At 68.0% G+C, this 25,036-nt stretch carries 23 protein-coding genes; 8 read left to right on the forward strand and 15 right to left on the reverse strand.

Features of this window, described 5'->3' with window-relative positions; translation table 11 throughout:
- Nucleotides 1–37: 37 nt before the first annotated feature.
- From AC07NB_RS05170 to petA, 5 genes are all read right to left on the reverse strand, one after another.
- Nucleotides 38–1,687: a M28 family metallopeptidase gene (locus tag AC07NB_RS05170; protein ID WP_494571192.1), complete on the reverse strand. Its 1,650-nt coding sequence runs from the start codon at nucleotides 1,685–1,687 to the stop codon at nucleotides 38–40.
- A gap of 76 nt (nucleotides 1,688–1,763) precedes the next feature.
- Entirely contained in the window at nucleotides 1,764–2,351 is a 588-nt protein-coding gene (locus AC07NB_RS05175) for a DUF1579 domain-containing protein (protein WP_494571193.1), read from the reverse strand.
- 133 nt (nucleotides 2,352–2,484) lie between these two features.
- Nucleotides 2,485–3,363: a cytochrome c1 gene (locus tag AC07NB_RS05180; protein WP_492313799.1), complete on the reverse strand. Its 879-nt coding sequence runs from the start codon at nucleotides 3,361–3,363 to the stop codon at nucleotides 2,485–2,487.
- Nucleotides 3,364–3,371: 8 nt separating this feature from the next.
- Nucleotides 3,372–4,670, reverse strand: a complete 1,299-nt coding sequence (locus AC07NB_RS05185; protein WP_494571194.1) for a cytochrome b — start codon at nucleotides 4,668–4,670, stop codon at nucleotides 3,372–3,374.
- Between the two features lie 17 nt (nucleotides 4,671–4,687).
- Entirely contained in the window at nucleotides 4,688–5,227 is a 540-nt protein-coding gene (petA, locus tag AC07NB_RS05190; protein WP_291833914.1) for a ubiquinol-cytochrome c reductase iron-sulfur subunit, read from the reverse strand.
- A gap of 196 nt (nucleotides 5,228–5,423) precedes the next feature.
- Between petA and AC07NB_RS05195 the strand changes: the two genes are divergently transcribed.
- From AC07NB_RS05195 to AC07NB_RS05205, 3 genes are read left to right on the forward strand one after another with little or no spacing between them, the layout of a single operon-like run.
- Nucleotides 5,424–5,873 (forward strand): tRNA (cytidine(34)-2'-O)-methyltransferase, encoded by a 450-nt coding sequence (locus tag AC07NB_RS05195; RefSeq protein WP_291833911.1) that lies wholly within the window; start codon nucleotides 5,424–5,426, stop codon nucleotides 5,871–5,873.
- Nucleotides 5,874–5,918: 45 nt separating this feature from the next.
- A complete protein-coding gene (locus tag AC07NB_RS05200; RefSeq protein WP_494571195.1) occupies nucleotides 5,919–6,719 on the forward strand; it encodes an aspartyl/asparaginyl beta-hydroxylase domain-containing protein in 801 nt (266 codons plus the stop codon).
- Nucleotides 6,707–7,672 (forward strand): sulfotransferase family protein, encoded by a 966-nt coding sequence (locus AC07NB_RS05205; protein ID WP_494571196.1) that lies wholly within the window; start codon nucleotides 6,707–6,709, stop codon nucleotides 7,670–7,672. Before AC07NB_RS05200 ends, AC07NB_RS05205 begins: the two co-directional genes overlap by 13 nt.
- Here the strand turns inward: AC07NB_RS05205 and AC07NB_RS05210 are convergent, their stop codons facing one another.
- Entirely contained in the window at nucleotides 7,673–8,941 is a 1,269-nt protein-coding gene (locus AC07NB_RS05210; protein WP_494571197.1) for a dipeptidase, read from the reverse strand.
- A 213-nt stretch (nucleotides 8,942–9,154) separates the two neighbouring features.
- Between AC07NB_RS05210 and hemF the strand changes: the two genes are divergently transcribed.
- Nucleotides 9,155–10,030: an oxygen-dependent coproporphyrinogen oxidase gene (gene hemF, locus AC07NB_RS05215; protein WP_494571198.1), complete on the forward strand. Its 876-nt coding sequence runs from the start codon at nucleotides 9,155–9,157 to the stop codon at nucleotides 10,028–10,030.
- On the opposite strand, the gene AC07NB_RS05220 is transcribed toward hemF, so the two are convergent.
- Complete coding sequence (locus AC07NB_RS05220; protein ID WP_494571199.1) at nucleotides 9,996–12,476, reverse strand: hybrid sensor histidine kinase/response regulator; 2,481 nt, start codon at nucleotides 12,474–12,476, stop codon at nucleotides 9,996–9,998. The genes hemF and AC07NB_RS05220 overlap by 35 nt on opposite strands.
- Nucleotides 12,477–12,548: 72 nt before the next feature.
- The gene (locus AC07NB_RS05225; protein ID WP_494571200.1) at nucleotides 12,549–13,238 is read right to left on the reverse strand and encodes a glutamine amidotransferase-related protein; all 690 of its coding nucleotides are present in this window, start codon (nucleotides 13,236–13,238) and stop codon (nucleotides 12,549–12,551) included.
- Between the two features lie 135 nt (nucleotides 13,239–13,373).
- Between AC07NB_RS05225 and AC07NB_RS05230 the strand changes: the two genes are divergently transcribed.
- On the forward strand, nucleotides 13,374–13,676 hold the full coding sequence (locus AC07NB_RS05230; RefSeq protein WP_291833890.1) for an antibiotic biosynthesis monooxygenase family protein: 303 nt from the start codon (nucleotides 13,374–13,376) through the stop codon (nucleotides 13,674–13,676).
- 1 nt (nucleotide 13,677) lies between these two features.
- On the opposite strand, the gene rlmJ is transcribed toward AC07NB_RS05230, so the two are convergent.
- Nucleotides 13,678–14,496, reverse strand: a complete 819-nt coding sequence (gene rlmJ / locus AC07NB_RS05235) for a 23S rRNA (adenine(2030)-N(6))-methyltransferase RlmJ (protein WP_494571201.1) — start codon at nucleotides 14,494–14,496, stop codon at nucleotides 13,678–13,680.
- A 74-nt stretch (nucleotides 14,497–14,570) separates the two neighbouring features.
- On the opposite strand from rlmJ, the gene AC07NB_RS05240 reads away from it, so the two are divergent.
- Both AC07NB_RS05240 and AC07NB_RS05245 read left to right on the forward strand, forming a co-directional pair.
- Nucleotides 14,571–14,915 (forward strand): hypothetical protein, encoded by a 345-nt coding sequence (locus AC07NB_RS05240; protein ID WP_494571202.1) that lies wholly within the window; start codon nucleotides 14,571–14,573, stop codon nucleotides 14,913–14,915.
- On the forward strand, nucleotides 14,912–15,901 hold the full coding sequence (locus AC07NB_RS05245; protein WP_494571203.1) for a DNA topoisomerase IB: 990 nt from the start codon (nucleotides 14,912–14,914) through the stop codon (nucleotides 15,899–15,901). Before AC07NB_RS05240 ends, AC07NB_RS05245 begins: the two co-directional genes overlap by 4 nt.
- 4 nt (nucleotides 15,902–15,905) lie before the next feature.
- Here the strand turns inward: AC07NB_RS05245 and AC07NB_RS05250 are convergent, their stop codons facing one another.
- The 4 genes from AC07NB_RS05250 to AC07NB_RS05265 are packed head-to-tail and all read right to left on the reverse strand — an operon-like array spanning nucleotide 15,906 to nucleotide 19,577.
- The gene (locus AC07NB_RS05250; protein WP_494571325.1) at nucleotides 15,906–16,364 is read right to left on the reverse strand and encodes an opioid growth factor receptor-related protein; all 459 of its coding nucleotides are present in this window, start codon (nucleotides 16,362–16,364) and stop codon (nucleotides 15,906–15,908) included.
- A 9-nt stretch (nucleotides 16,365–16,373) separates the two neighbouring features.
- A complete protein-coding gene (gene tdh, locus AC07NB_RS05255; protein ID WP_291839233.1) occupies nucleotides 16,374–17,426 on the reverse strand; it encodes an L-threonine 3-dehydrogenase in 1,053 nt (350 codons plus the stop codon).
- Nucleotides 17,423–18,616, reverse strand: a complete 1,194-nt coding sequence (locus AC07NB_RS05260; RefSeq protein ID WP_291839231.1) for a glycine C-acetyltransferase — start codon at nucleotides 18,614–18,616, stop codon at nucleotides 17,423–17,425. Before AC07NB_RS05260 ends, tdh begins: the two co-directional genes overlap by 4 nt.
- Before the next feature lie 40 nt (nucleotides 18,617–18,656).
- A complete protein-coding gene (locus tag AC07NB_RS05265) occupies nucleotides 18,657–19,577 on the reverse strand; it encodes a DUF4232 domain-containing protein (protein WP_494571204.1) in 921 nt (306 codons plus the stop codon).
- Nucleotides 19,578–19,754: 177 nt separating this feature from the next.
- On the opposite strand from AC07NB_RS05265, the gene AC07NB_RS05270 reads away from it, so the two are divergent.
- On the forward strand, nucleotides 19,755–20,846 hold the full coding sequence (locus AC07NB_RS05270; protein WP_494571205.1) for a 5'-methylthioadenosine/S-adenosylhomocysteine nucleosidase family protein: 1,092 nt from the start codon (nucleotides 19,755–19,757) through the stop codon (nucleotides 20,844–20,846).
- Here AC07NB_RS05270 and AC07NB_RS05275 read toward each other — a convergent pair.
- Both AC07NB_RS05275 and ispH read right to left on the reverse strand, forming a co-directional pair.
- The gene (locus tag AC07NB_RS05275) at nucleotides 20,827–23,769 is read right to left on the reverse strand and encodes a hypothetical protein (protein ID WP_494571206.1); all 2,943 of its coding nucleotides are present in this window, start codon (nucleotides 23,767–23,769) and stop codon (nucleotides 20,827–20,829) included. The two genes, AC07NB_RS05270 and AC07NB_RS05275, sit on opposite strands and share 20 nt — an antisense overlap.
- Nucleotides 23,770–23,988: 219 nt before the next feature.
- Nucleotides 23,989–24,960, reverse strand: a complete 972-nt coding sequence (gene ispH / locus AC07NB_RS05280; protein WP_494571207.1) for a 4-hydroxy-3-methylbut-2-enyl diphosphate reductase — start codon at nucleotides 24,958–24,960, stop codon at nucleotides 23,989–23,991.
- Nucleotides 24,961–25,036 lie beyond the last annotated feature (76 nt).

Here is a 25,036-nt window from a genome sequence, read left to right on the forward strand (position 1 = left end):
CATCCCTCCCCACAAGGGGGAGGGAAACGCGGGGTCTCTACCGCCGCTGGGCCGCCGTCGCGGCGCGGGCCGGTCCGAACTCGGAGCCTTCCTTCCACTGCGGCCAGACGCGGCTGTTCGCCAGGTCGCGGCCGACCGAATAGAGGACCTGCAGGTCCTCGACCTGGCCGCGCAGATCCCAGTCCGGCGACCATTCGTCGGCGGCCTGGTGATAACGGCTGCGGCCGTACTCGGACCGGGACGCCTGGCGCTCGGCGATCGGCTCGTCGCGGAAGTCGCCGGTCGAGCCGCCGTAGGTCATCGGCACGCCGCGCTTGGCCAACGGGAAGTGGTCGGAGCGGAAGTAGCCGCCCGAGGCCGGGTTGGCGTCCGGCTGGATGGTGCGCCCCTGGGTCTCGACCACGGCGGCGATGCGCTCGTCCAGGTCCGACTGGCCGTAGCCGGTGATGCCGTAGCGGTTCACCCGGCCGTAGACGTTCATCGAATCGACGTTGAAGCCGCCGACCGTCGTCGCCAGCGGATAGACCGGGTTGGACGCATAGTATTCCGAGCCCAGCAGGCCGCTTTCCTCGGCGGTGAAGCTGATCATGACGATCGAGCGCTGGGGCCGCGGACCGGCGCCGAAGGCGCGGGCCAGTTCCAGCAGGCCGGCGGTGCCGGTGGCGTTGTCGACCGCGCCGTTGAAGATCGTATCGCCTTCGGCGTCCGGCGCGCCGACGCCGATGTGGTCCCAGTGGGCGGTGAACAGGACGGTCTCGTCCGGATGGGTCGTGCCCGGCAGGCGGGCGATGACGTTGTGGGTCGTGACCTGGGTCGTGGCGACGTCGAACATGCCGCTGAAGGTGGCACCGGTCAGTTCGACCGGGCGGAAGTCACGGCTGCGGGCGGCGACCTTCAGGGCCTCGAAATCTTGGCCGGCGGCGCGGAACAGTTCGACCGCGACGTCGCGCTGCAGCCAGGCCTCCATGGGCACGCGCTCGGCGGCGGCGTTGGCGCGGACGATGTCGAACTGCGGCCCCGACCAGCTGTTGGTCACGGTGGCCCAGCCATAGGAGGCGGGCGCGCTTTCGTGGACGATGATGACGCCGGCGGCGCCCTTGCGCGCCGCCTCTTCGTATTTGTAGGTCCAGCGGCCGTAGTAGGTCATGGCCCGGCCGCCGAAGGTGTTGAGCTCCGGCTGTTCGAAGTCGGCGTCGTTGACCAGGACGACGATGACCTTGCCGCGGACGTCCACGTCCTTGAAGTCGTTCCACTGCCGCTCGGGCGCGTCGATGCCATAGCCGACGAAGACCAGCGGCTTGTCCATCAGCATGGTGTGCTGGCTGGGCAGGCGGGTGGAGATGACGATCTGCTGGCCCTGGGTCAGCGGGATGGCGGTGTCGCCGACCTTGAAGCCGGCGCGGATGTTGGAGGCGGTGAAGCGGTTCAGCGTCACGTCCTGGGTCCACTGGCCGTTCGGCCCGCCCGGCTGGAAGCCGGCGGCGGCGTACTGGGCGCTCAGGTAGTCGATGACCTTCTGCTCGGCGGGCGTGGCGATGCCCCGGCCCTCGAAGCTGTCGTCGGACAGCACGCGGACATGCTCGGACAGCCGGCCGGTGTCGAAGGTCGGGGTCTGGGCGCCGGCGGCGCCCGCGACGGACAGGAGCGCGCCGGCGACCAGCGCGGCGACAGAGACGGACAAACGCATGCTCGGGACACCCTCAGCCTTTTGAACAGGGGGCGGACCGTAGGGCGCCGTTCGGGGGCTGTCGATCAGGCGCCGCCTACTGCGGCGACACGGCCCCGCCGGCGGGCCAGGTCGAGTCGCCGACGCGGGTCAGGCGCATCTCGATGAAGCGGCGGGGCGGCTGACCGTCGGCGACATAGTCCCCGACCTCATGCCAGACGCCGTCGCGGACGGTGGCGACGTACTGGATCTTCGCGTTCGGCCCGGCGGGCGTTTCCCAGCGGAATCCGTCCTCGGTGCGCTCGAACGGATAGTCGCCGCTGTAGCCGTTGGCGTAGCTGCGGAAGCCGTAGCGTCCGGCCCGCTCGTCCCACGAGAGAATCGCGAGGGCGTTGAAGCCGGTCGCGCCGTCGGCGGCGTAACCGCGCCCTTCGATCACCTTGACCGAACCGCCCAGCAGGGAGCCGACGCGTTCGGTCTGGGTCAGGACCAGGCGGCCGCCGGGCATGTTGATCACCGCCTCGCCGCGCCACTCGCCGTCCAGGAAGTCGAGCGCGCCGACGGCGGTCCGCTGGGCCTGGCTGCCCGTCGGGCTGGGCGCGACCTGGGCGGCGGCGGGAATCGCCGTGGAGAGGGCGAACACGGCCAGGGCGGCGGCGGACACGGAGCGAAGACGGCGGATCATGGAGACCTCCCTTGATTTCGCTTTGTATTCTAAAGTTCTTTCCCAACCTTGGCAACGCACTGGAGACGGAAATGAAAAACCCGCCGGAGCGCGGGCTCCGGCGGGTCGATCATGTCAGCCTGTGGAGGGCGCCTTAGTGGGCGACGCCCTTCCAGATGCGGCGGTAGGACAGGTAGGTCACGCCCGCGAACAGCAGCAGGAAGATCAGCGTGCCGACGCCGGCCCGCTTGCGCGCCACCTGCTTGGGATCCGAGGCCCATGCGATGTAGGCGGCGACGTCCTTGGCGTAGTTGTCGACCGTCTGGGCCGTGCCGTCGTCATAGGTCACCTGGCCGGCGCGCAGCGGCGCGGGCATGGCGATGAAGCCGCCGGCCGGCACGTGCTTCGCGTCGCCCGTCCAGAACGGGGTCAGGTCGCCGGCCATGTAGGCGTTGTAGTTCTGGCCCGGACGGATCGTGAGACCCTCCGGCACGGCGTGGTAGCCGGTCAGCAGCGAGTAGATGTAGTTCGCGCCGCCGTGACGGGCCTTGGCCATCACCGACAGGTCGGGCGGAGCCGCGCCGCCGTTGGCCGCCGCGGCGGCCGTGGCGTTCGGATACGGGTGCGGGAAGCGGTCGGCGGCGGTGCCGTCACGCATCACCGGCTCACCGGTTTCCGTGTCGATGTCCGCGATCTGAACTTCCTTGGCCAGCGCCTTGACGAAGCGGTTCTCGGCCGGGCTGGCCTGGTGCGCGTCGTAGAAGGGACCGCCCGGTTCCGCGAGCGTGCGGAAATGCATCAGGTCCATGCTGTGGCAGGATGCGCAGACCTCGCGGTAGACCTTGTAGCCGCGTTGCAGCTGGCCCTGATCGAAGGTCCCGAAGGGACCGTCGAACGAGAAGCCGCCGTCACGCAGGTGGTGGCCGCCGCCTTCCGCCAGCGCGGGGCCGGCGGCGAGGGTCAGGCCGGCCGCCGCGGCGATCAGGACCAGGGTCTTCTTCATGGAGCGCATCGGAGTCTTGAGGGTCATCATGGTCGCGATCAGCCCTTGTGCTCGTCACTGCCCGACAGGACGGGTTCCGAAATGGTCGCCGGGATCGGGAGCGGCTTCTCCTTCAGACCCACCAAGGGGAGGATCACGAAGAAGAAGGCGAAGTAATAGAGCGTCGCCAGGCGGGTCAGCCACAGGTAGCTGTTCAGCTTGCCGTCGATCAGGGTGAAGCTGGGCATGCCGGGGACGACCGCGGCGTCCGGCAGCTGACCGCCGCACCAGCCCAGGATCACGCCGACGACGACGAAGATCACGAAGAAGATCTTCATGGTCGGGCGGTAGCGCATCGAGCGCACCTTCGAGGTGTCCAGCCACGGCAGGATGAACAGCACGCCGATGGCGCCGAACATCGCCAGCACGCCGCCGAACTTGTCCGGGACCGCGCGCAGGATCGCGTAGAAGGGCAGCATGTACCACTCGGGCACGATGTGCGCCGGGGTCTGCAGCGGGTTGGCCGGGATGTAGTTGTCGGCGTGGCCCAGGGCGTTCGGCATGAAGAAGACGAACACCGCGAACAGGATCAGGAACAGGATGATGGCGAAGCCGTCCTTGACCGTGAAGTACGGGTGGAACGGGACCATGTCCTTCTTGGCGCGATCCTTCGGGATCAGGATGCCGACCGGGTTGTTTTGGCCCGCGTGGTGCAGGGCCCACAGGTGCAGGACCACGCAGCCGGCGATAACGAACGGCAGCAGGTAGTGCAGCGAGAAGAAGCGGTTCAGGGTGGCGTTGTCGATCGCCGGGCCGCCGCGCAGCCAGATCAGGATCGGCTCGCCGACGACCGGGATGGCCCCGATCAGGTTGGTGATGACCTCGGCGCCCCAGTAGGACATCTGGCCCCACGGGAGGACGTAGCCGAGGAAGGCGGTGGCGATCATCAGGAAGAAGATCACGCAGCCGACGATCCAGATCATCTCCCGCGGCGCCTTGTAGGACCCGTAGTAGAGGCCCCGCAGCATGTGCAGGTAGACCGCGATGAAGAACATCGAGGCGCCGTTGGCGTGGGTGTAGCGGATCAGGTCGCCGCCGTTGACGTCACGCATGATGCGCTCGACCGAAGCAAAGGCCAGTTCGGTGTTCGGCACATAGTGCATGGCCAGGATGATGCCGGTCGCGATCTGCGTGACCAGGCAGAGGGCCAGGATGCCGCCGAAGGTCCACCAGTAGTTGAGGTTCTTCGGAGTCGGCAGCGACATGTAGTCCGCGCCGAAGCGGACGATCGGAAGACGGGTGTCGAGCCACTTCTCGACGCCGGTCTTGGGGACGTAGGTGGATTCGTGATCGCTCATCGTTCTCTTATCCGTCCTCAGCCGATCTTGATGCGGGTGTCGGACACGAAGTCATACTCCGGCACCACGAGGTTGGCCGGAGCCGGTCCCTTACGGATGCGGCCCGAGGCGTCGTAGTGCGAACCGTGGCAGGGGCAGAACCAGCCGCCGAAATCGCCGGTGCCGAAGGTCGGGACGCAGCCCAGGTGGGTGCAGTTGCCCAGCACGACGAGATACTTCTCGTGGCCCGGCTTGGTGCGTTCCGCGTCGGTCTGCGGCTGCTTCAGGTCGCTGGCGTGATCGTCGGCGATCACGCGCTGCAGTTCGGCCGGGCTGCGATAGCGCACGAACACCGGCTTGCCCTGCCACTTGATCACGACCTGCTGGCCTTCCTGGACCTTGGTCATGTCGAATTCGATCGACGCCAGGGCCAGGGTATCGGCCGCGGGGTTCATCGAATTGATCAACGGCCAGACGACCATGGCGGTCGCGCCGACCGCAGCCGCGCCGGCGGCGATATGGATGAAGTCCCGGCGGGTGGCGTCGCCGCCTTCGCCTTCAACGACCGATTCGGCCACGTCTCACTCCTCGTACGCCGCATTCCACGCCCGGGAAGGAGCATGGCGGTCACGGCATGAATGCATTAGCGGAAACCCGGAAATCTCGCCCGGCCCGAGTTTGCGGCGGAAAGCCGCAAGTTGCTGACGCTTCTTGCGAAACGGTCGCAAAACAGGCCGCGACAAGCCCCCGGGCCGCGCGTATGAGGGCCTTAGAATGCGTCTCGCCCTTTTTCAACCGGCCATTCCGCAGAACGTGGGCGCCTGCATCAGGCTGAGCGCCTGTTTCGGCGTCGAACTGCACGTGATCGAACCCACCGGCTTCCGTCTGGATGACCGGGCGATGAAGCGCGCTGCGCTGGATTACGGCCCCCTCGGCCATATGACCCGGCACGCCGGCTGGGACGAATTCCAGCGTGATCGGGGCGCCGGGCGGCTGGTGCTGTTTACGACGAAGGGCGCGACGCCCCTGCCCGGCTTCGCGTTCAGGCCGGACGATGTGTTGCTGTTCGGCAGCGAACCGACGGGCGCGCCTGATTTCGTGCACGCGGCGGCCGACGAACGGGTGGTGATCCCGCTTCGGCCCGAGGCCCGGTCGCTGAATCTGTCGGTGTCGGCGGGAATCGCCCTGTTCGAAGCGCTGCGGCAGACCGACGGCCTGCCCTGAAGCGTCTGGACGCGCGAGCCGGAACAGCCAATACAATCTGCGGGCATGATCGACCGCTTCCGGCTGCCCCTCACCTTCGACGCCGCGGCCCTGACGGCCGATCTCGACGCCCTGTCGGCCGAGGGCTGGATTCCGCATTTCAATCGGGGCTTCTACGACGGCGACTGGAGCGGACTGGTGCTGCGCGGTCCGGCGCAGGGCGCCGACAGCCTGGTGGCGACGGCCGAGGCCTTCGCCGACACGCCCCTGCTGGATCTCTGTCCCGGTGTCCGCGCGGTGCTGGCGACGCTGGACTGTCCGCTGCGGTCGGTGCGGCTGCTGCGGCTGGGGCCTGGCGGGGTCATCCGGGAGCATCGCGACTACGACCTGGGCTACGACCGGGGCGAGGCCCGGCTGCACGTGCCCGTGGTCACCAACCCCGACGTCAGCTTCCACCTGCGGAACCGGCGGGTGGTCATGGCGCCGGGCGAGACCTGGTATCTGGACCTCAGCCAGCCGCACCGGGTGGTCAACGGCGGCGCGACCGACCGCATCCATCTGGTCATCGACGTGGGCGTCAACGACTGGCTGCGCGACCGGATCCCCTTCGAGGCCGACGATCCCTTCCGGCTGGCGGAGCCGGAGATCGGGGCCGAGGCGGCGATGGCCAATCTGGACCGATTCCGGGCGCTGGTCGCGGCCGAACCCGCCCTGCACGGCGACCTGCGCGACACCACCGACCGCGACCTGTTCGTCGAGGAGACCGTGCGGCTGGGTCTCGAGCATGGCCTGCCCTTCACCGCCGAGGCCGTACGCGAGGCCATGACGACCGAACGCCGCCGCTGGAACGACCAATGGATGAAGTAGGCGCGCTGGACGGCTGGTTGCCCGGCCGCATCTTCTGGGACGACGCCGATGTCGTGGCGTCGGTCGTGGAATGGATCTGGTGCGACGCCCCGCGCTTCACCGAGGCCTTCCTGGACGACACCTTCACCGGGCTGATGCGCCATCCGGCCAACACGCTGTTCAGGCGGCGAACGACGCTGGCGGAACTGGAGACCTGGGTCGGGCGCAGTCCGGGCGTCCCGCCGACCGGCTTCATCTTCCATGTCTCGCGCTGCGGTTCGACCCTGCTGGCGCATCTGCTGGGTCGGCTGGACGGGGCGCTGGTGCTGTCGGAGCCGGGGCCGGTGGACAGCCTCATCCGGGCGGGCGAGCGGCTGGGCCGCGAGCGGCAGGTCGCCCTGCTGCGCGCCATGGTCGGAGCGCTGGGTCAGGCGCGGGCGCCCGGGCAGAGCCGGCTGTTCGTCAAGTTCGACGCCTGGAACACCCTGCAGCACGACCTGATCCGCGAGGCCTTCCCCGAGACGCCCTGGGTCTTCCTGTACCGCGATCCGGTGGAAGTGCTGGTCAGCGCCCTGGGCCAGCGCGGGGTGCACACCGTGCCGGGCCTGTTGCCGGCGTCCCTGTTCGGGATCGACGCCGAGCCGGATGCGGACGCCTACGCCGCCCGGGTGCTGGGTGCGATCTATGCGGCGGGGCTGGAGGCGCACGGTCGGGCGCCCGGGCTGCTGGTCGACTACGGCCAACTGCCCGGCGCGGCCTGGGGTGAGGTCGCCGCCCATTTCGGGATCACGCCGACGCCCGACGAGATCGCGCGCCTGACCGCCGCCTCGGGCCGCAATCCCAAACAGGGCGACCAACCGTTCACCGCCGACGCAGAAGCCAAGCGCCGGTCCGCGCCGGAGGGCCTGCGCGCGCTGGCGGAGCGGTGGATGCAGCCGGCCTACGAGCGGCTGGAGGACGCGCGCTCGAACTAGCTATTCCGGCGCCCCGCCCGCCAGCGGCGCGGCCAGGCTGGGGCGTTCGGCGCGCTTGGCGGCGGCCACGGCCTCGACGGCGCGCATGGTGCGCAGGACGTTCTCGCCCGCCAGCTTGCGGATGTCGGCCTCGGTCCAGCCGTTGGCCATCAGGGCGGCGAGGATGCGCGGATAGGCGTCCACCCCGGTGATGCCGTCCGGCAGGCTGTCCACGCCGTCGAAGTCGCCGCCCAGGCCGACATGGTCGATACCCGCGACGTCGCGGACATGCTGGATGTGGGCGACCACGTCGGCGATCGTGGCGCGGGGCCGGGGGTGGGCCTCGGCCCAGGCGAGCAGGCGCGGGTCAGGGGTCTCCGCCCCCGGATCGACGCCCAGACGGTCGGCCTCGAGCGCGAACTCCTGGTTCCACGCCATCTGGGCGGCGCTGACGAAGCCGGGCACGAAGGTGACCATCACCACGCCGCCGTCCTCGGGCATCAGGCGCAGGACATTGTCGGGCACGTTGCGGGTCCGGTTGGTCACGGCGCGGGCGGAGGAGTGGGAGAAGATCACAGGCGCCTCCGAGACCCGCATGGCGTCCAGCATGGTGTCCTCGGAGACGTGGCTGAGGTCGACCATCATGCCGATGCGGTTCATCTCCTTGACCACCTGCTCGCCGAACGGCGACAGGCCGCCCCATTTCGGCGCGTCCGTGGCGCTGTCGGCCCAGGTCGTGGTCTTGGAGTGCGTCAGGGTCATGTAGCGGACCCCGGCCTCCTGGAACTCGCGCAGCAGGCCCAGCGAATCGTCAATCGAATAGCCGCCCTCGATGCCGATCAGGCTGGCGATGCGGCCCTCGCCGTGGATGCGGACGACGTCGTCCGCCGTAGTCGCCAGCTCGAACACATCCGGATGGGCGGCGACGATGCGGCGGACCGTGTCGATCTGCTTCCAGGTCTCGCGCGCGGCCACGGTCGGGCTGAGGTCGGCCGGGACGTAGACCGACCAGAACTGGCCGCCCACGCCGCCGGCGCGCAGGCGGGGAATGTCGGTGTGCAGCTTGGTCGTGGCGCGCAGGTCGTGGGTCAGGTCGACGGCGTAGGGGTCGTTGCCGTGGTGCTCGCGCAGGGCCCAGGGCAGGTCGTTGTGGCCGTCGATCAGCGGCGTGCCGTCCAGGATGCGCCGGGCGCGCGCCTCGCCAGAATCGGTCTGCGCCGCCGACTGGGCCAGCGCCGGGAGGGCGACGGCGGACAGGGCGACGGCGGCCAGAAGGACGGTGCGGATCATGGACGGTTCCCCAAAAACGAAGCGGCGACAGTGGCAGAGTTGCGGGGGCGGTCAACGGGCCGCACTTTCGTCGAAGGCGACGGGGGCCTAGAGCGAAATCGGTCGAGTTGGACGAAGTCCGGCTCGGCTCAGATTTCGCTCCAGTTTGATGCTGGACCATTTTTTGGATTCAGGTCGAAGCGACCTGAAGCAAAAATGGTCTAGGAAGCCGCCATGACCGACGCCGCCGATCCCCTCGCCCAGAAGAAGACCGAAGCCCGGGCCTGGTTCGAAACCCTGCGCGACCGCATCCACGCCGGGTTCGAGGCCCTGGAGGACCAGGCGCCCGCCGACCTGTTCCCCGGCGAGCCCGGTCGCTTCGTGCGCACCCCGTGGGAGCGCAAGGAGGGCGGCGGGGGCGTCATGGGCATGATGCATGGCCGCCTGTTCGAGAAGGTCGGCGTCCATGTCTCGACCGTGCACGGAACCTTCCCGGCGGACTATGCGAAGACGGTGCCGGGCGCGGCGGAGGACCCGCGCTTTTTCGCCACCGGCGTGAGCCTGATCTGCCATCCGGTGAGCCCGCGGGTTCCGGCGGTGCATATGAACACCCGCTTCATCGCCACGACCAAGAGCTGGTTCGGCGGCGGGGCGGACCTGACGCCCGTGCTGGACGTGGACCGGCGCGAGGATGCGCCCGACACCGTCGCCTTCCACGCCGCCATGAAGGCCGCCTGCGACGCCCACGATCCCAGCTGGCATCCCAAGTTCAAGGCGTGGTGCGACGAGTATTTCTTCCTGCCCCACCGCAACGAGCCGCGCGGCACCGGCGGGATCTTCTACGACCATCACGACAGCGGCGGCTGGGATCGCGACTTCGCCTTCACCCGCGACGTGGGCGAGGCCTTCCTGGACGTCTATTCGCGGATCGTGGCGGGCCGGATGGGCGAGGCCTGGACGGCGGAGGAGCGCGATGAACAGCTGGTCCGCCGCGGGCGCTACGTCGAGTTCAACCTGCTGTACGACCGGGGCACCACCTTCGGCCTGAAGACCGGCGGCAACGTCGATTCGATCCTCAGCTCGATGCCGCCCGTGGTGAAGTGGCCCTGACCTGACCGCCCGGCCCCTCGGGGTCCAGGGCGCTGCGGATCGCCTCGAACAGACTGGCCAGGGTGACCGGCTTGGTCAGGTGGCCGTCGGCGCCGGCGGCGCGGCCCGCCGCGACATGCTCGGCCATGGCGTTGGCGGTCAGCATCACCACGGGCGTGCGCGGCAGCCCCTGGTCGGCCTCCAGCGCGCGGATGGCGCGGGTGGCGCTCAGACCGTCCATCACCGGCATCTGCATGTCCATCAGCACCAGGTCGAAGCCGCCTTCCGCGAAGGCGTCCAGCGCCTGACGGCCGTCCTCGACGGCGATCATCTCCATGGCCGTGGCGGCCAGCATGATCTCGACCACCTTGCGGTTGGCGGGGTGGTCGTCGGCCAGCAGGATGCGCAGGGGCGTGGCGGCCACGTCGATCGTGTCGGCGGGCGCGGCCGCCTCGGCGGCGACCGGCTCGGCCGGCGGCAGGGCGATCTCGAACCAGAAGGCCGCGCCCTCGCCCGGCGTGCTGTCGCAATCCAGCGCGCCGCCCATCAGATCGACCAGGGCGGTGGAGATGGCCAGGCCGAGGCCCGTGCCGCCGTAGCGCCGGGTGATCGAGCCGTCGGCCTGCTGGAAACGGGTGAAGATGCGGCCCTTCTGCTCGGCGTCGAAGCCGACGCCGGTGTCGCTGACCCGGAAGACGGCGCGGCCGTCCTCGACCGCCTGCACGACGATCCGGACCTCGCCCTCGGCGGTGAATTTCAGGGCGTTGGAGACAAGGTTGTTGAGGACCTGGCGCAGGCGGACCGCGTCGCCCTCGACGAAGCCGGACAGGGCCGGGTCGAAGTCGACGTTCAGGGCGACGCCCTTGTCCTCGGCCTTGACCCGCCACAGGGCCGCCACGTCGCCGACGGTCTGCTCCAGATCGAAGGCGACCGGTTCCAGGGTGACCTGCCCGGACTCGATCTTGGCGCTGTCGAGGATGTCGGACAGCAGGCGCTCCAGGGTCGCCCCGGACGAGCGGATCAGCTCGACCATCTCGCGCTCCTGAGCGTCGAGATCGCGGCGCGCCAGCGAGTCGGCCATTGAGACCACGCCGTTCAGGGGCGTGCGGATCTCGTGGCTCATATTGGCCAGGAACTCGCTCTTGGCGCGGTTGGCCTCCTCGGCGCGGCGGCGGGCGTCGCGCAGGAACCGGCCCAGCCGCCACTGCCACGCCAGCGCCGCGGCGGCGCACAGCAGGAACAGGACGACGATGACGGTGACGGTCAGCTGCAGCCGGGTGTTGGCGCGGGCCATCTCCAGCTGGCGGCGGCGCTCGGCCAGTTGCTGCTGCATGTTGCCGGTGACCTGGTGGATGCCGGCGCTGAAGCTTCGGGCCGCCGAAGTCTCCTGGGCCGCCATATGGGCGCGCAGGATGCGGAAGGCCTCTTCGGGACGGCCCTCGGCGAACAGCACCTCGGCCTCGACCTGATCCACGTCCGACTGTTCACCGACGCCGGCCTCGAGCCGCCTCAGCCTCTCCAGGTCCCGGCGGGCGGCGGTGGCCTGGCCGGTGCGGGCGCGGGCGACGGCGCGCAGCGGCAGGGCGTCCCGGGCCAGGAAGGCGGCCTCGCCGAGGTCCTCGCCGTACGGCTCCAGACAGGCCAGCACCGCGCGCGGCGCCTGGCGGGCGTCGGCGACGGTCGCGCACAGGCTGGCGTCATAGATCTTCAGCGTCGGCAGGTCGGAACGCAGGGCCAGCCGGTTGTGGGCCGCGTAGAAGCGGGCGGCGCGATCCATCTCGCCCACCTTCACCGCCATCATGGCCAGGTTGTAGAGGCTGTCGAAATCCGGACGCGGATAGGCCGGGGTGGAATAGTCGATCTCGAACTTGCGGAAGGCGTCGGCGGCGCCCTTGACGTCGTTGAGCGCCTTCAGACCCATGCCCGCCACCTCCCAGATGCCCGCGCGGGCGGTGGCGGCGAAGGGGTCGTTGGCGGGAATGTCGGCCTCCGCCTGGCTCAACAGCTGCAGGCCTTCCCCGACGCGGGCGTTGTCGATCATCCACAGGGCGGTCAGGCGGGCGGCGTGGGCGCGCACGAACCAGTCGCGGCCGGAGGCGGCCATGCGGTTCATCTCCGCGGCCACGGCGCCCTCGCCCTGATCGTAGCGGATGGTCAGGGCGTTCAGGTGGGCGATGTCGATGTACCGAGCGTCGCGGCGACGGCGGGCGGCGGCCTCCAGCCGGGCGTTCCACACCGCCGCGCGCTCGAACTCGCCCTGGTTCAGGATGGTCCAGGTGACGTGGTAGAGCCGGTTCAGCCCCTCACGGTCGGTGCGCCGCATGGCGTCATGGCCGAAGGCCTCCAGCGCCGCGAAGGTGGTCGAGGAGGCCCGAGCCTCCACGAAGGCCGCCAGCTGCATCCCGTCGTCCGTCCCCCGGGCGTCCGGCTGTGCGAACGCGGGAGCGGCGCCGAGGACGGCGAACACTGCTGCAATCGTAAGCGCGAACCGGGAAAGGCACATGTCCCTCCGTATTCGCACGCATTCCTTGAGTAAGATTTACAGCGCGAGAAAGCCGCGAATCCAGTCCGCGACCAGGGCGCGGTCGTTCGGCTGGGCCAGGGTCTCCAGCGCCCGGTCGACCAGCACCGGATCGATCCGCCCGCGCCGCCCGGCGGTCAGGTCCGAGGCGTAGGCGGGGGTGAACTCGGGGTGGCCCTGGAAGCTGATGGCGTCCTCGCCCCACGCCAGGCCGGCGTAGGGGGTGAAGGCGCTGCTCAGGGTGACAAGGGCGTCGCCGGGAATGGCGACCACCTGGTCCTGATGCGAGACGGGGATGGCGACCGTGGCGGCGGCGGGGGTCATCCACGGCGCCGGCGCGGCCACGTCGTAGCGATGCAGGCCGACGCCCCAGCCCCGGTCCGACTTCTCGACCCGGCCGCCCAGGGCCTGGGCCATGGCCTGGTGGCCGAAGCAGACGCCGACCAGCCTGGTCTCGCCCCGGGCCAGACGGATCCAGTCCAGGAGGGCGCCGATCCAGGCGTCGTCCTCATAGACCCCGGCCGCCGAGCCCGTGATGACGGCGCCGTCGAAGCCGACGGGGTCAGGCCATTCGCCCTGCCGCACGTCGAACACCGTGGTCTCGAACCCGTCGCCCAGCAGGGTCCCGAACATGGCCGGATAGTCGCCATGGGTTTCGGCCAGGGCCGGCGGCGGCGCACCGGTCTTCAGGATGGCGATACGGGTCATTCGGCTCTCCACGGGCCACCCGATATGGCCTCGTGGGCCCGACAGACAAGACGCCGCTCCCGTCGTTGGGCGAGAGAGGATTCTTTAGGTTCAGACCGTACAAACCTGAAGCAAAACTGGTCTAGAGGACGCGACATGTCCGATGCTGATCCCATAGTGCTCATCAACGTCTATCGCTGCGATCCTGAAAAGCAGGCGCTGCTGATGGAACATCTGGCGGTGATGGTCGCCGCCCAGCGCGGAGCCGAGGGCTTCATCTCGGCGACCCTGCACCGGGGCCTGAATGGCAAGGTGGCGGCGGTCTATGCGGTCTGGCGCACACGCGAGGACTGGAAGGCCATGGCCCGGACCGCCGGGGTGGCCAAGGCGATGGAGCCTATCATGGCCATCGCCACCTTCGAGCCGCACCTGTACGAGCCCGGCGAAGTGATCGACTAAATTACGCCGTCCAGACCTCGGCCTTCGCTCCGGCCTCGCCCAGCGTGCCGGCGACCCAGTCGCAGATCTGGCGCGCGGCGTCTTCCGCCCCGGCGGGAGCATTCAGCACGACCATGGCGCAGCCGTTCATCTTCATCGGATTGGTCAGCGGCCGCAGGCGCGCCTCGGCGACCAGCACCCGCTTGGCGCCCGCCTCGTCCAGCCGGCGCAGGAAGCCGTCGAAGGTCTCCAGGTCCTTCAGCGGAGTCCAGACCGCGACCATGGCGCGGGGATCGGCGCGGACGATGGCGGCGGCGGTGTCGGCGGCGCGCTGATAGTCGTCTGGCCGTTCGAACGGCGGGTCGATCAGGACTAGGGCGCCGGACGCATGCGCCGCCTCGGCCCGCGCCTGATCATAGCCGTCGCCGCCCCGGGCGGTCGCCTGGGGGAAGGGCTCCAGCGCCGCGGTCAGCAGCTCCAGCACCGGCGGGTTCAGCTCGAAGCCCAGATAGCGGTCGTCGCGGCCGAGCCGGCGAGCGATCAGCAGGGGCGAGCCCGGATAGAGGCGCGCGCCGCCGTGCGGATTCAGTTCGCCGACCGCCCTGGCCAGGGCCTCGATCAGGGGCGGACGATGATCGGCGGCCATCAGACGCGCGATGCCGGCCTCGGCTTCGTTCGACCGGACTCCGTCGCCGCTGAGGTCGTAGACCCCGGCCCCCGCATGGGTGTCGATCACCGTCACGGGGCCGGTGGCGCGACGGCGGTCGAGCAGCCAGAGCACGAGAGCGTGCTTGACCAGATCGGCGAAATTTCCGGCATGGAAGCTGTGGCGATAGTTCATGCCCCCTGCCCTCCGCCTCCGCGCCCGCGCGGTCAAGAGGAACCGCCTTCGTTAGCTCGTCGTTGGAGTTCGCCATGATCGAACACCCCGTCCTGTCCGACGAAAACCGCCCCCCTCCGAAGGCCGTCGCGGACGCTGCGGAGCGAGGACTGGAGCTGCGCCGCGAGCACAAGCGCGGCGGCGCCGAGGTCGGCGTGCGCCGGGCCGAGCAGCTGATGAGGCAGGAGATCCTGAGCGATCGGGACATCAGGTCGATGTACAGCTATTTCGCCCGCCACGTCGTCGACAAGCACGGGCGAGACTGGAACAACAAGGACAAGCCCTCGGCCGGCTATATCGCCTGGCGGCTGTGGGGCGGAGACGCCGCGCGGGATTGGATCCACGGACTGCGCGAGACCTTGCCCGAGGTCGGGGTGTGACCCACGTCGATGTGCCCGAGGGCCTGACCTGGTGCAGCGACGAGGCGACCGGCTTCTCTCGCCGGAAGTCGGGAACAGGGTTCCGGTATCTGGATCGCGACGGCAAGCGCATCACCGACATCAAGGCGCTGGACCGTATCCGGATGCTGGCCATCCCGCCGGCGTGGACCGACGTCTGGATTTGCCCGCGCGCCAACGGCCACATCCAGGCCATCGGCTGGGACGTCAAGGGCCGCAAGCAGTACCGCTATCACCCCGACTGGAGCCGCCACGCCTCGGAGAGCAAGTTCGACCGCCTGCCCGCCTTCGCCAAGGCGCTGCCGAAACTGCGGGCGCGGGTCGAGGCCGACCTGGCTAGGCGCGGCATGACCCGGGACAAGGTGCTGGCCACCGCCGTACGGCTGCTGGAGATCACCCTGATCCGGGTGGGCAACGCGGAATATGCGAAGCAGAACCGATCCTACGGGCTGACCACCCTGCACAAGCGCCATCTGGAACTGGAGGGCGCCGCCCTGACCTTCGCCTTCAAGGGCAAGAGCGGGGTGGAGCATGAGGTGAAGGTGCGCGACCGGCGGCTGGCGACCGTGGTCCGGTCGTTGCGTGACCTGCCGGGCCAGCAACTGTTCAAATACCGCAACACCGATAGCGATTTGTGCCCCATCACGTCGGACGATGTGAACGCCTATATCCGCGACGCCATGGGCGAGGCCTTTTCAGCCAAGGACTTCCGTACCTGGGCAGGGACCGTGTCGGCGGCGCGGGCGCTGAGGGAGGCGGAGACCCCGACCTCGCCCACCGACGCCAAGCGCAAGATCACCGTCTGCGTGAGGGCCGTTTCCGGCCTGCTGGGCAATACGCCGACGGTCTGCCGGTCGTCCTATGTCCATCCGAAGGTGTTCGAGATGTTCGAGGCCGGAGGCCTGGCCGCCCTGCCCGGCCCGGACGCCAAGGGATTCGAAGCCGCCCTGATCCGGGCCCTGCGATGAGCGCTCAGGCCGTCGTCCAGTAGCCGCGGCTGCGAAGACTGACCGGCGCGCCGGTCGTCGTCACCTTCGCCAGGATGGCCGCGCGGAAGGCCTCCGCCTCCTCGTCGCCGCGCAGGCGGCGCAGGGCGCGGATGATGCGGGTGATGCGCAGGTGGTTGTGGTCCGCCGCCTTCAGCCAATGGTCGTTGTTGCGGTAGAACGCGGCAATCCGGTCCGTGGCCGCCGCCAGGGTGCACTGGGCCATGACCGAGTCGCAGATGGCCGTGGCCTCGTCCTCGGTGAGCACGGGCGATTCCGGCACGGCGGACGAGGGCTCGGTCAGCGGGAACAGCCACTGGATGAAATCGTGGGTGTTCTCCAGCGCCGCATCGTCGAACGCCAGGACGTCGAAGATCGTGCGCCCGCGCGCATCGGTCCCTTCGCCCTCAAGGAAGGCGAGGACGGAGGGCGTCGATGCGGTCAGCGTCGCCTCCTAGGCCGCCTTGTCCCAGTTGAGCACCACCTTGCCGGACTGGCCGGACCGCATGGCCTCGAAGCCCTCGCGGTAGTTCTCGTACGACATCTGGTGGGTGATCAGGGGCTGGAGGTCGAGCCCGGCCTTGAGCAGGCCCAGCATCTTGCGCCAGGTGGTGAACATCTCGCGGCCGTAGACGCCCTTGATGGTCAGGGCCTTGAGGATGATCTGGCCCCAGTCGGTCTCCATCGGCTTGGACGGAATACCCAGCAGAGCCATGCCGCCGCCCATGATCAGGGTGTCGACGCACTGCTTGAAGGCGATGGGCGAGCCCGACATCTCCAGCGCCACATCGAAGCCGACCTTCAGGCCCAGCTCGTGCATCACGTCCTTCAGGTCTTCCTTGGTGGTGTTCACCGTGCGGACCCCGGGGGCGACCTTCTGGGCCAGGTCCAGGCGGAAGTCGTTGATGTCGGTCAGGACCACGGTGCGCGCGCCGGCGTGGCGGGCGACGGCCGCGGCCATCATGCCGATGGGACCGGCGCCGGTGACCAGCACGTCCTCACCCAGCAGGTCGAACTGCTGCGCCGTGTGCACGGCGTTGCCGAACGGATCCAGGATCGACCCGATCTCATAGGGCACGTCATCCGGCAGCTCGATGACGTTGAAGGCCGGGGCCACGACGTACTCGGCGAAGGCGCCCTGACGGTTGACGCCGATGCCGCGGGTGTCGGGGTCCAGGTGGAAGTGGCCCGCGCGGGCCGCTTCGGAGTTCAGGTCGATGACGTGGCCCTCGGCCGAGACACGCTGGCCGATCTTGAGGCGGCGATCCACGTCCTTGCCGATGGCGACGATCTCGCCGGCGAACTCGTGGCCGGTGATCATCGGGACCGGCACGTTCTTCTGGGACCACTCGTCCCAGTTCCAGATGTGGATGTCGGTGCCGCAGACGGCGGTGCGCTTGACCTTGATCAGCACATCCTCGTCGCCAGCGACCGGGATCGGGGCGTCGATCAGCTCAAGGCCGACTTCGGGACGGGTCTTGGCCAGGGCCTTCATGGTGTCGGTCATGCGATAACTCCCAATTCCTTGCCGGCCGTCGTGAACGCCGCGACCACTTGATCAATCTGTTCGAAGGTGTGCGCCGCCGACATCTGGGTGCGGATGCGGGCCTGGCCGCGCGGCACCACCGGGAAGCTGAAACCGATGACGTAGACGCCCAGCTCCAGCAGGCGGGCGGCCATGTCCTGGGCCAGCTTGGCGTCGCCCAGCATGACCGGGATGATCGGATGCTCGCCCGGCTGCAGGGTGAAGCCCGCCTCGGTCATCGCCTTGCGATAGCGGGCGGCGTTGGCGAACAGCTGTTCGCGCAGCGTGTCGCCTTCTTCGCCGGCGGCGATGCGGATGGCTTCCAGCGACGAGCCGCAGACGGCGGGGCTGAGCGCATTGGAGAACAGGTAGGGCCGGGCGCGCTGTTTCAGCAGGGCCACGACGTTGGACTTCGCACAGATGAAGCCGCCCATGGCGCCGCCCAGCGCCTTGCCGAAGGTGCCGGTGACGAAGTCGACCTCGACCCCGTTCCAGGCGTAGGAGCCGCGCCCCTGCGGGCCGAGGAAGCCGGTGGCGTGGCAGTCGTCGACCATGATCAGGGCGTTATATTGGTCGGCCAGCGCGCGGATGTCCTTCAGCTTGGCGATATAGCCGTCCATCGAGAAGGCGCCGTCGGTGGCGATGATGATCTCTTTGGCGCCGTCGGCCCGAGCCTGCTTCAGCTGGGCCTCCAGATCGGCCATGTCCGAAGTGGCGAAGCGATACCGCTTGGCCTTGCACAGGCGCACGCCGTCGATGATCGAGGCGTGGTTCAGGCTGTCGGAGATGATGGCGTCGTCGGCGCCGAACAGGGGCTCGAAGATGCCGCCGTTGGCGTCGAAGGCGGCGGCGAACAGGATGGTGTCTTCAAAGCCGAGGTAGTCGGCGATGGCCCGCTCCAGCTCCTTGTGGATCTCCAGCGTGCCGCAGATGAAGCGAACCGAGGCGGTGCCCGCCCCCCACTTTTCCTGCGCCCTGATGCCCGCTTGGGTCACCCGCTCGTCGCCGGCGAGACCGAGGTAGTTGTTGGCGCAGAAGTTCAGGACATCACGCCCGCCCACCTTGATGACGGGTCCCTGACGGGAGGCGATCACGCGTTCGGGCTTGGTCAGCCCCTGGGCGTCGATGTCGGCGAGTTCCGCGGAGACGCGGTCGTAGAAGGTCGCTGTCATGCGCGCTCCGCTACGCCGAATCCGTGACGGTTTGAACCCCCTAAACCGTGGGCTCGGGCGCGGGCGTTCCCGCGGGCGTCAGCGGACGGATCGGGCTGACCCGCACGCGGTTGCTGCAGGGGCTGAACGCCATGTCCATCGAAACCGCCGCGGTATCGCCCGGCGCGGTCACCCGGAGGCGCGTCACATTGGGGCAGGTGGTCTGGCCCTCGGCCTCGTTCGGCATGACGTTCCAGGCGATCTCGAAGGCGGCCTTGGCCTGCGGGGCCAGCAGCACAGGCGACGGCGCCTGGCCCTGGGTGAAGTAGCTGCCGGGGCTCTGCTCGCTGCGGATGGCGGTCAGGTTGCGGCCCTGGCGATCCTGCAGGACCACGCCGGGATAGCCGGTCAGGCTGCAGGCCGTGGTTCCAATGTTCTGGACGCCGATGTTGGAAACCCGGTTGCCCGCTCCGGCGTCGCCGCCCTCGTTGGATAGCTTCAGCTGGGGACCGCGGCAGGGCGCGGCGGCGGGCAGGACGCCGCCGGGCGCCGGCTGGGGCGTCGGAACCGGACCGGGCGCGACGACCGGGCCGGGGGACGGACGGCTGCAGCGCTCCAGCACCGCCGTGCCGACTTCCTCATTTGGACCCAGACGGCTGAGAGTGGCGCTCTCGGCGCCGTCGCGGGTGGCGGTCCACCATTCGACGCCCGAGCCGACGTAGCGCGCGCCCGAGGCCGACTGGGAGATGCGCAGGGCGTAGGCCTGGCCCTTGTAGGCCAGCTGGGCGGTGGAATCGTCCGGGTAGGCGACGGTGATCGACTGGCCGCTTTCGCAGGCGTAGCTGACCGGCGGCGCGGCCGGGGTGGTCGGCGCGGGCGACGGCGGGATGGGGGCCGGCGGCTGCTCGGCTTCGGGTGAACAGGCCGCGACGGCGAGGGCCAGAATGGAGACGGCGGTGGTGCAGGCGGCTGTCAGGCGCATGGAGAAGTCCCTTTTCCCGGTCGCAGCGTTAACGCCACCGAACGGCAAAGGCTCCGCTTGCGCAAGCCTGCGCGGACCGGTCAGGCCGTGGCCCGGGCGCCGGGAGCGACCGTTGATGCGGTGAACCAGGCCGGTGTACGAAAGGCCCTTAGAACATCTCTTTGATTGGATGATGATATGTCAGGCACCGACGTTCTCTTGGTGACGGCGCTGCCTCTGGAACACGATGCTGCGCGAGACGCCCTGATCGCCGCCGGGGTCGTGCTCGCGCCCACGGACGAGGACACCTCCTCGCCATACCTGCAGGGCCTGCTCGCCGGTCGGGATCGCCAGATTTCGGTCGCCGTGGCGCGGCCTACGCGGATGGGGCCGACTCCGACCGCGTCTCTGGCGTCCAGCCTCGTGGAGCGTCTGGCTCCACTCTGCCTGGCCATGAGCGGCGTGTGCGCAGGCAATCCGGCGGACGTCGTATTGGGCGACGTGATCGTCGCCGAATGCGCTTATGCGTATGATGAGGGGAAGCGAACCGCCGCCGGCTTCGAACCGGACCATCGCCAGGTGCCGGCCGCTGATCGATGGGTGCGGGCGGTGCAAGATTTCGATGCGACCGTGCTGCCGACCTACGGGACGCCAGACCTGCCCGCGGTCCAAATCTGGCTGCTTCAACAGCTCGAGATCGGCGTCGATCCCCGCAAACACCCCGCCCGATCGAGATACGTCGCCGAAGGACAGTGGCCCGATCTGGTCACCGCGCTGGAGACCGGCGGACTGATCGAGCGCACCGGCGCCAAATTCGCCATCACGTCACGCGGACGGGCCGAGGTCGAAGCGTGGCAGGCTTACAACATCGATCCAATCAGACGTCTGCCGTACGCCGTACATGTCGGCCCGATGGCGAGCGGCAACGTCGTGGTCAAGGACGGGGTGACCTGGGACATGCTCAAGGCGCTCGGAGTTCGGACCGTTCTGGGGTTGGAAATGGAAGCCGCCGCGATCGCCCAGGTGGCCCAGCGCCTCGCCGTTCCCAGCTGGATCGTAGCCAAGGGCGTCATGGACTACGCCGATCCGAACAAGGATGATCGCATGAAGCCCTTCGCCGCCCGGGCCAGCGCCGAGGTCTTGGTGCGGCTCCTACAGAAGGCCTCCTTCGACAGCCCCAAGACCACTCAAGCCTTCGAAAGCCCGAAGGACGCGGCGGCCAATGTGATCGGCAACGTCTCGGGAGAGAATATCTCGATCACTCAGGTCCTCAATCGTACGACCCTGTAAGGTCGCCGCGCATCGCGGCTTCTTCGATATGCTTCTGCAACGACCGCAAGAAATCCCGGCCTTTATTGTCGTCCGGAAGATGCGACACGTTGATCGCCACGTTGGTCACCTCATGGACCTCGCCGACTGAGGAATGATAGGCTGTCGTCAGAATTTCCACAGTCTTGACGCAGCCAAGCCAGGCCAGTTCGCGCTCGTCGGTCAGCAATGCCTTCAGATCGTCACGGCTGACGGGAAACACGGTCGTCACAAATGGAATCTTCGCGACCTGAGACGGCGTCTGATCGTCCGTCACCCAAACCGTGTTGGCGCTCTGAGCGCAGGACAGGATCGCGTCCGCGAACATCGAACTCACGCGCCCGGCGTCGAAATTCGCGCGCGCGCGCTCAAAAACAGTGATCAGCTCCGCCTCGATATCGGGGCGATAGGGCCTTGTGTTGAGTGCAATTTGGACAAGCGTAACCAAGCCCTCCACGGTCTCTGGGGACTCAGTCATGCTCAGGGCCGGTACGAGTTGGAGGCAAACCGCACCAATGGAATCGGCGATTACAGCGAAGTCCTGATCTGGTCCGATCGCCACGAACAGACATTCAACGGTTCTGCGGACGACGAGGTCGCGCGCCGTCGTCTCCGGTACGAACCGGTCAAGCGCATCGCCGAGACAGGACGCTATCTCCGGGCTCCTCCGCATGACGGCGAGCAATACGAGGTCGCCGACCATATCGGCGAGGGCCTCCTGGTCGGCGTAGGCCTGCATGGCCGTCAAACCATCCAGATAGATTGCCACAGCCAGATGTGGATCCGGCGTATCGACCGCTTTCAGGATAGCTGTGTTGCGATCAGTGTAGGCCATGTCTTGCCGGTCGGGAGCGACCTCCAACGCCAGCCGGGCGATCCTCAACCCATCAAGCGCCCGCTTCCGGGATTCCGCCGTCTCGGTCCGGCCCATCAGATTGTTTCCGACGGCGTATCCGCATGCGATCAGCACCCGGGCCAGCAGCATGTAGGGATCTTTGAAATCCTTATCGTCCGCGGCGACGAGCGCCGGGTAGGCGTACGCAGCGGCAAAGGCGAACGCCGCATCGACGAGCTGCGCCAAGGCGCTGCGTTCCTGGTTCGAAAGCCTCCTCAGCTGAGAGCCGAAGCCTGGCGCGACGGCCCGGTTTACGGTCACCAGGAAGTTCGAGAGGTTCGTCAGGCGATTGAGGAGCCCCGCATCCTCGATGTGGCAGATGATCAGCGCCAGCCTGGCAGTCTCCAGAAGCGAAAGCTCCAGGAGCGCCTCTACGTAGGGCAGCACCCAGGCGTGCTGACTCCGGCTCAGAGAACGCACGACGTCCGCCGTCAAATCTTTGCCGATGGCCTCTCGAACCTCGGTGAAGTAACGCCCCACGTGTTGGGCGTCGGGGTGCACATCGTTGGCGGCGAAGACTATGTTGGGGTCGAAAGCGGCCTTTCGGCTGCGAACCTGATTCAGGCCGCGCAATATCAACAAGGGGTAGCGGATGCTCTTGCCCCCCCGGCGAACGAGATCGATCAGCACCATGACGGCTGTGTCGTCCAGGCGCGCCCAGATCGCCGGCGCCGCGCCCGGCGCAATGTGAAAAGCCCCTTCGATCAATCGCATCACGCGCTGACGGTTGAACTCGCCTCGCTTGAACTTCAGCGAGCCAGGCGTAGACGGCACGTTCAGCATCAACTCGATAAGCGCGCTGGCGACCAGATCTGGCATGATTGAATATTTGGTCGCGCGCCCTCGCCCCAAGCCCTCCAGTACGGCGAGATAAGCATCCGGATCATCGATTTCAGTGATCCACGAGATCGACGCCAGCACCTTCTGGCGTCCTCCAATATCGATGCCGAGGCCATGCAACTCGGCCGTAGTGGGAAACCTGACTTTTCCATCATTGTCCGTGAGCATCAGGACCTCGTCCCCCATGCGCGGCACGATGATGTCGTGATCGTCGTCCAACGGCAGCGGAAACGCCGATGTCGTCAAAAACAGCAGGTTCAGCATGGCGTCGAAGCGCAAGCCCGCTGCGTCGCAGCGCGCTCGCAGCAAATCCAGCTCGCGCCCCAGGTGACGTTCTACGATGGTATCGGCCGGAGAAGCGCTGAGGACAGGCCCTTCCTCACTGATCAGTTCAGCGGCCAGGAGTTGAAGCAAAAGAGGGTTTCCCCCCTGCGTCTGCTCAAAAAGCCTCTCCTCATCCAGCGCGGCGCGCGCGGCGGCGAAACGCTCCGCGTCGGATGGGTTCAGCAGCAGAGCGAGCGAGTCCAGGAAGGCGTCGCCGAGGCCCTTCAGGGGGGGCAATTCCAGTGGAGCCTTGTACAGGGCCTGCCGACTGGCCAGCGTTTCTGGGGTGAAGCCGTTCGTCACCGTGTCCCACCAGCCGCCGTTCTCACTATATCCGCGTTCGAGCAGCAGGAGACGCACCTTGAACCGGGATTGACGATGAAGCTGCGCGAGAACACTGATCAGCGATAGAAGCGCCGGACCATGCGAAGCCGCGTCGTCGATGATCCACAAGGTGTTCGCTGTGGGAATCCAGGACGCCGCGTCCCTTTGGGTGACGTTCTCCGCGGCCATGAAGCCGCCCACCCAATCCTTCGGAAGCCCCTGGACGGTCTCAAGCGCCAGACGGCTCTTGCCCACGCCCCCGTCCCCGACAACCGCCCACCACGAAAAGCCTGACGGCGCCTCCAGGAAGCGCTGCAGTGATTCTCGCTCTTGGCCCCGCCCAATCAGGGGGACGCTCTGCTGGGAAAACATGAGCCAGTCGATAGAGAATGGATCAGGACCATCCAGACGCTCGAAAACTTCCGAGCGCAGACCCAGCCCGCCGGGCGCATAAATCTGCGATATGTTGATGTTGCTTCCCGAAACATCTCCAACGGTATTTATGCTTTTCTTTTCATTCACGCCGATATCGCCTGAATATTATTCTGTTATTCGCCGAAACAATAACTACAAAGCAAAAATACAAATCAAATGAAGCATTGTATAATACAACCACACATGGCATGACATCTTAACGACACTCACCCGCCAATAGCGAGTCCGTCGCTTGCGGATATCAAGCTTTGAGACGGTCGCGAGATGACCTGCGGCGGAAGCGGCTCAGCCCCGCCCAATGGCCCATCAGGCGGTCAGGACACGCGGCAGCTTGAAGGTGACGGTCTCGCGCTCGCCGGCGTCCTCGACCACATCGGCGTCGAAGCGGTCGCGGACGGCCTGGACCAGATCCTCGATCAGCCGTTCGGGCGCCGAGGCCCCGGCGGTGATGCCCAGGGTCGACACCCCGTCCAGCCAGGTCCAGTCGACGTGGCTGGCGTCATCCACCAGCCGGGCGTCGCGGGCGCCGGCCTTGATCGCCACCTCGACCAGCCGGACCGAGTTGGACGAATTCTTGGACCCTACCACCAGCACCAGGTCGCAGCCGTCGCCCAGCCGCTTCACGGCCTCCTGACGGTTGGTGGTGGCGTAGCAGATGTCTTCCTTGTGGGGGTCCGGCAACTCCGGGAAACGGCGTTTCAGGGCAGCCAGGATCTCGGCGGTGTCGTCCACCGACAGGGTGGTCTGGGTCGCATAGGCCAGGGGGGCGTCGCCCGGACGCTGGAAGGTCTCGGCGTCCTCGACCGTCTCGACGAGGCTGATGGCCCCGGCCGGAAGCTGGCCCATGGTGCCGACGACCTCAGGGTGTCCGGCGTGGCCGATCAGGATGATGTGCTTGCCGTTCGCATGATGGCGCTCGGCCTCGACATGGACCTTGGAGACCAGCGGGCAGGTGGCGTCCAGGAACAGCATCTCGCGCGAGCGGGCGGTGGCGGGCACCGACTTGGGCACGCCGTGGGCGGAGAAGACCACCGGACGGTCGTCGGGGCAGTCGTCCAGTTCCTTGACGAAGACGGCGCCCATGGCGCGCAGCCGCTCGACGACGTGGCGGTTGTGCACGATCTCATGCCGCACATAGACCGGGGCGCCGTACTTCTCGATGGCGCGTTCGACGATCTGGATGGCCCGGTCCACCCCCGCGCAGAACCCCCGCGGGGTGGCGAGGCGCACGGTCAGGGGACGCTTGTCCGCCGGTCGGATCGGCTGATGAACGGTCATGGGCCGGAACCTAGTCGTTCGGACCGTTCGCCGCCACCGTCGTTTCCGCGTCCGGCGGGTTTGCCGCGCCTCGGTT

It is taken from the genome of Brevundimonas sp. GW821-FHT09G01, assembly GCF_059416065.1.

What these genes read in the sequence shown, in the direction of transcription:
- AC07NB_RS05170 (WP_494571192.1), bottom strand. Translation starts at nt 1,687, where the DNA reads ATGCGTTTGTCCGTCTCTGTCGCCGCGCTGGTCGCCGGCGCGCTCCTG.
- AC07NB_RS05175 (WP_494571193.1), bottom strand. Translation starts at nt 2,351, where the DNA reads ATGATCCGCCGTCTTCGCTCCGTGTCCGCCGCCGCCCTGGCCGTGTTC.
- AC07NB_RS05180 (WP_492313799.1), bottom strand. Translation starts at nt 3,363, where the DNA reads ATGATGACCCTCAAGACTCCGATGCGCTCCATGAAGAAGACCCTGGTC.
- AC07NB_RS05185 (WP_494571194.1), bottom strand. Translation starts at nt 4,670, where the DNA reads ATGAGCGATCACGAATCCACCTACGTCCCCAAGACCGGCGTCGAGAAG.
- AC07NB_RS05195 (WP_291833911.1), top strand. Translation starts at nt 5,424, where the DNA reads ATGCGTCTCGCCCTTTTTCAACCGGCCATTCCGCAGAACGTGGGCGCC.
- AC07NB_RS05200 (WP_494571195.1), top strand. Translation starts at nt 5,919, where the DNA reads ATGATCGACCGCTTCCGGCTGCCCCTCACCTTCGACGCCGCGGCCCTG.
- AC07NB_RS05205 (WP_494571196.1), top strand. Translation starts at nt 6,707, where the DNA reads ATGGATGAAGTAGGCGCGCTGGACGGCTGGTTGCCCGGCCGCATCTTC.
- AC07NB_RS05210 (WP_494571197.1), bottom strand. Translation starts at nt 8,941, where the DNA reads ATGATCCGCACCGTCCTTCTGGCCGCCGTCGCCCTGTCCGCCGTCGCC.
- hemF (WP_494571198.1), top strand. Translation starts at nt 9,155, where the DNA reads ATGACCGACGCCGCCGATCCCCTCGCCCAGAAGAAGACCGAAGCCCGG.
- AC07NB_RS05225 (WP_494571200.1), bottom strand. Translation starts at nt 13,238, where the DNA reads ATGACCCGTATCGCCATCCTGAAGACCGGTGCGCCGCCGCCGGCCCTG.
- AC07NB_RS05230 (WP_291833890.1), top strand. Translation starts at nt 13,374, where the DNA reads ATGTCCGATGCTGATCCCATAGTGCTCATCAACGTCTATCGCTGCGAT.
- rlmJ (WP_494571201.1), bottom strand. Translation starts at nt 14,496, where the DNA reads ATGAACTATCGCCACAGCTTCCATGCCGGAAATTTCGCCGATCTGGTC.
- AC07NB_RS05240 (WP_494571202.1), top strand. Translation starts at nt 14,571, where the DNA reads ATGATCGAACACCCCGTCCTGTCCGACGAAAACCGCCCCCCTCCGAAG.
- tdh (WP_291839233.1), bottom strand. Translation starts at nt 17,426, where the DNA reads ATGACCGACACCATGAAGGCCCTGGCCAAGACCCGTCCCGAAGTCGGC.
- AC07NB_RS05260 (WP_291839231.1), bottom strand. Translation starts at nt 18,616, where the DNA reads ATGACAGCGACCTTCTACGACCGCGTCTCCGCGGAACTCGCCGACATC.
- AC07NB_RS05265 (WP_494571204.1), bottom strand. Translation starts at nt 19,577, where the DNA reads ATGCGCCTGACAGCCGCCTGCACCACCGCCGTCTCCATTCTGGCCCTC.
- AC07NB_RS05270 (WP_494571205.1), top strand. Translation starts at nt 19,755, where the DNA reads ATGTCAGGCACCGACGTTCTCTTGGTGACGGCGCTGCCTCTGGAACAC.
- ispH (WP_494571207.1), bottom strand. Translation starts at nt 24,960, where the DNA reads ATGACCGTTCATCAGCCGATCCGACCGGCGGACAAGCGTCCCCTGACC.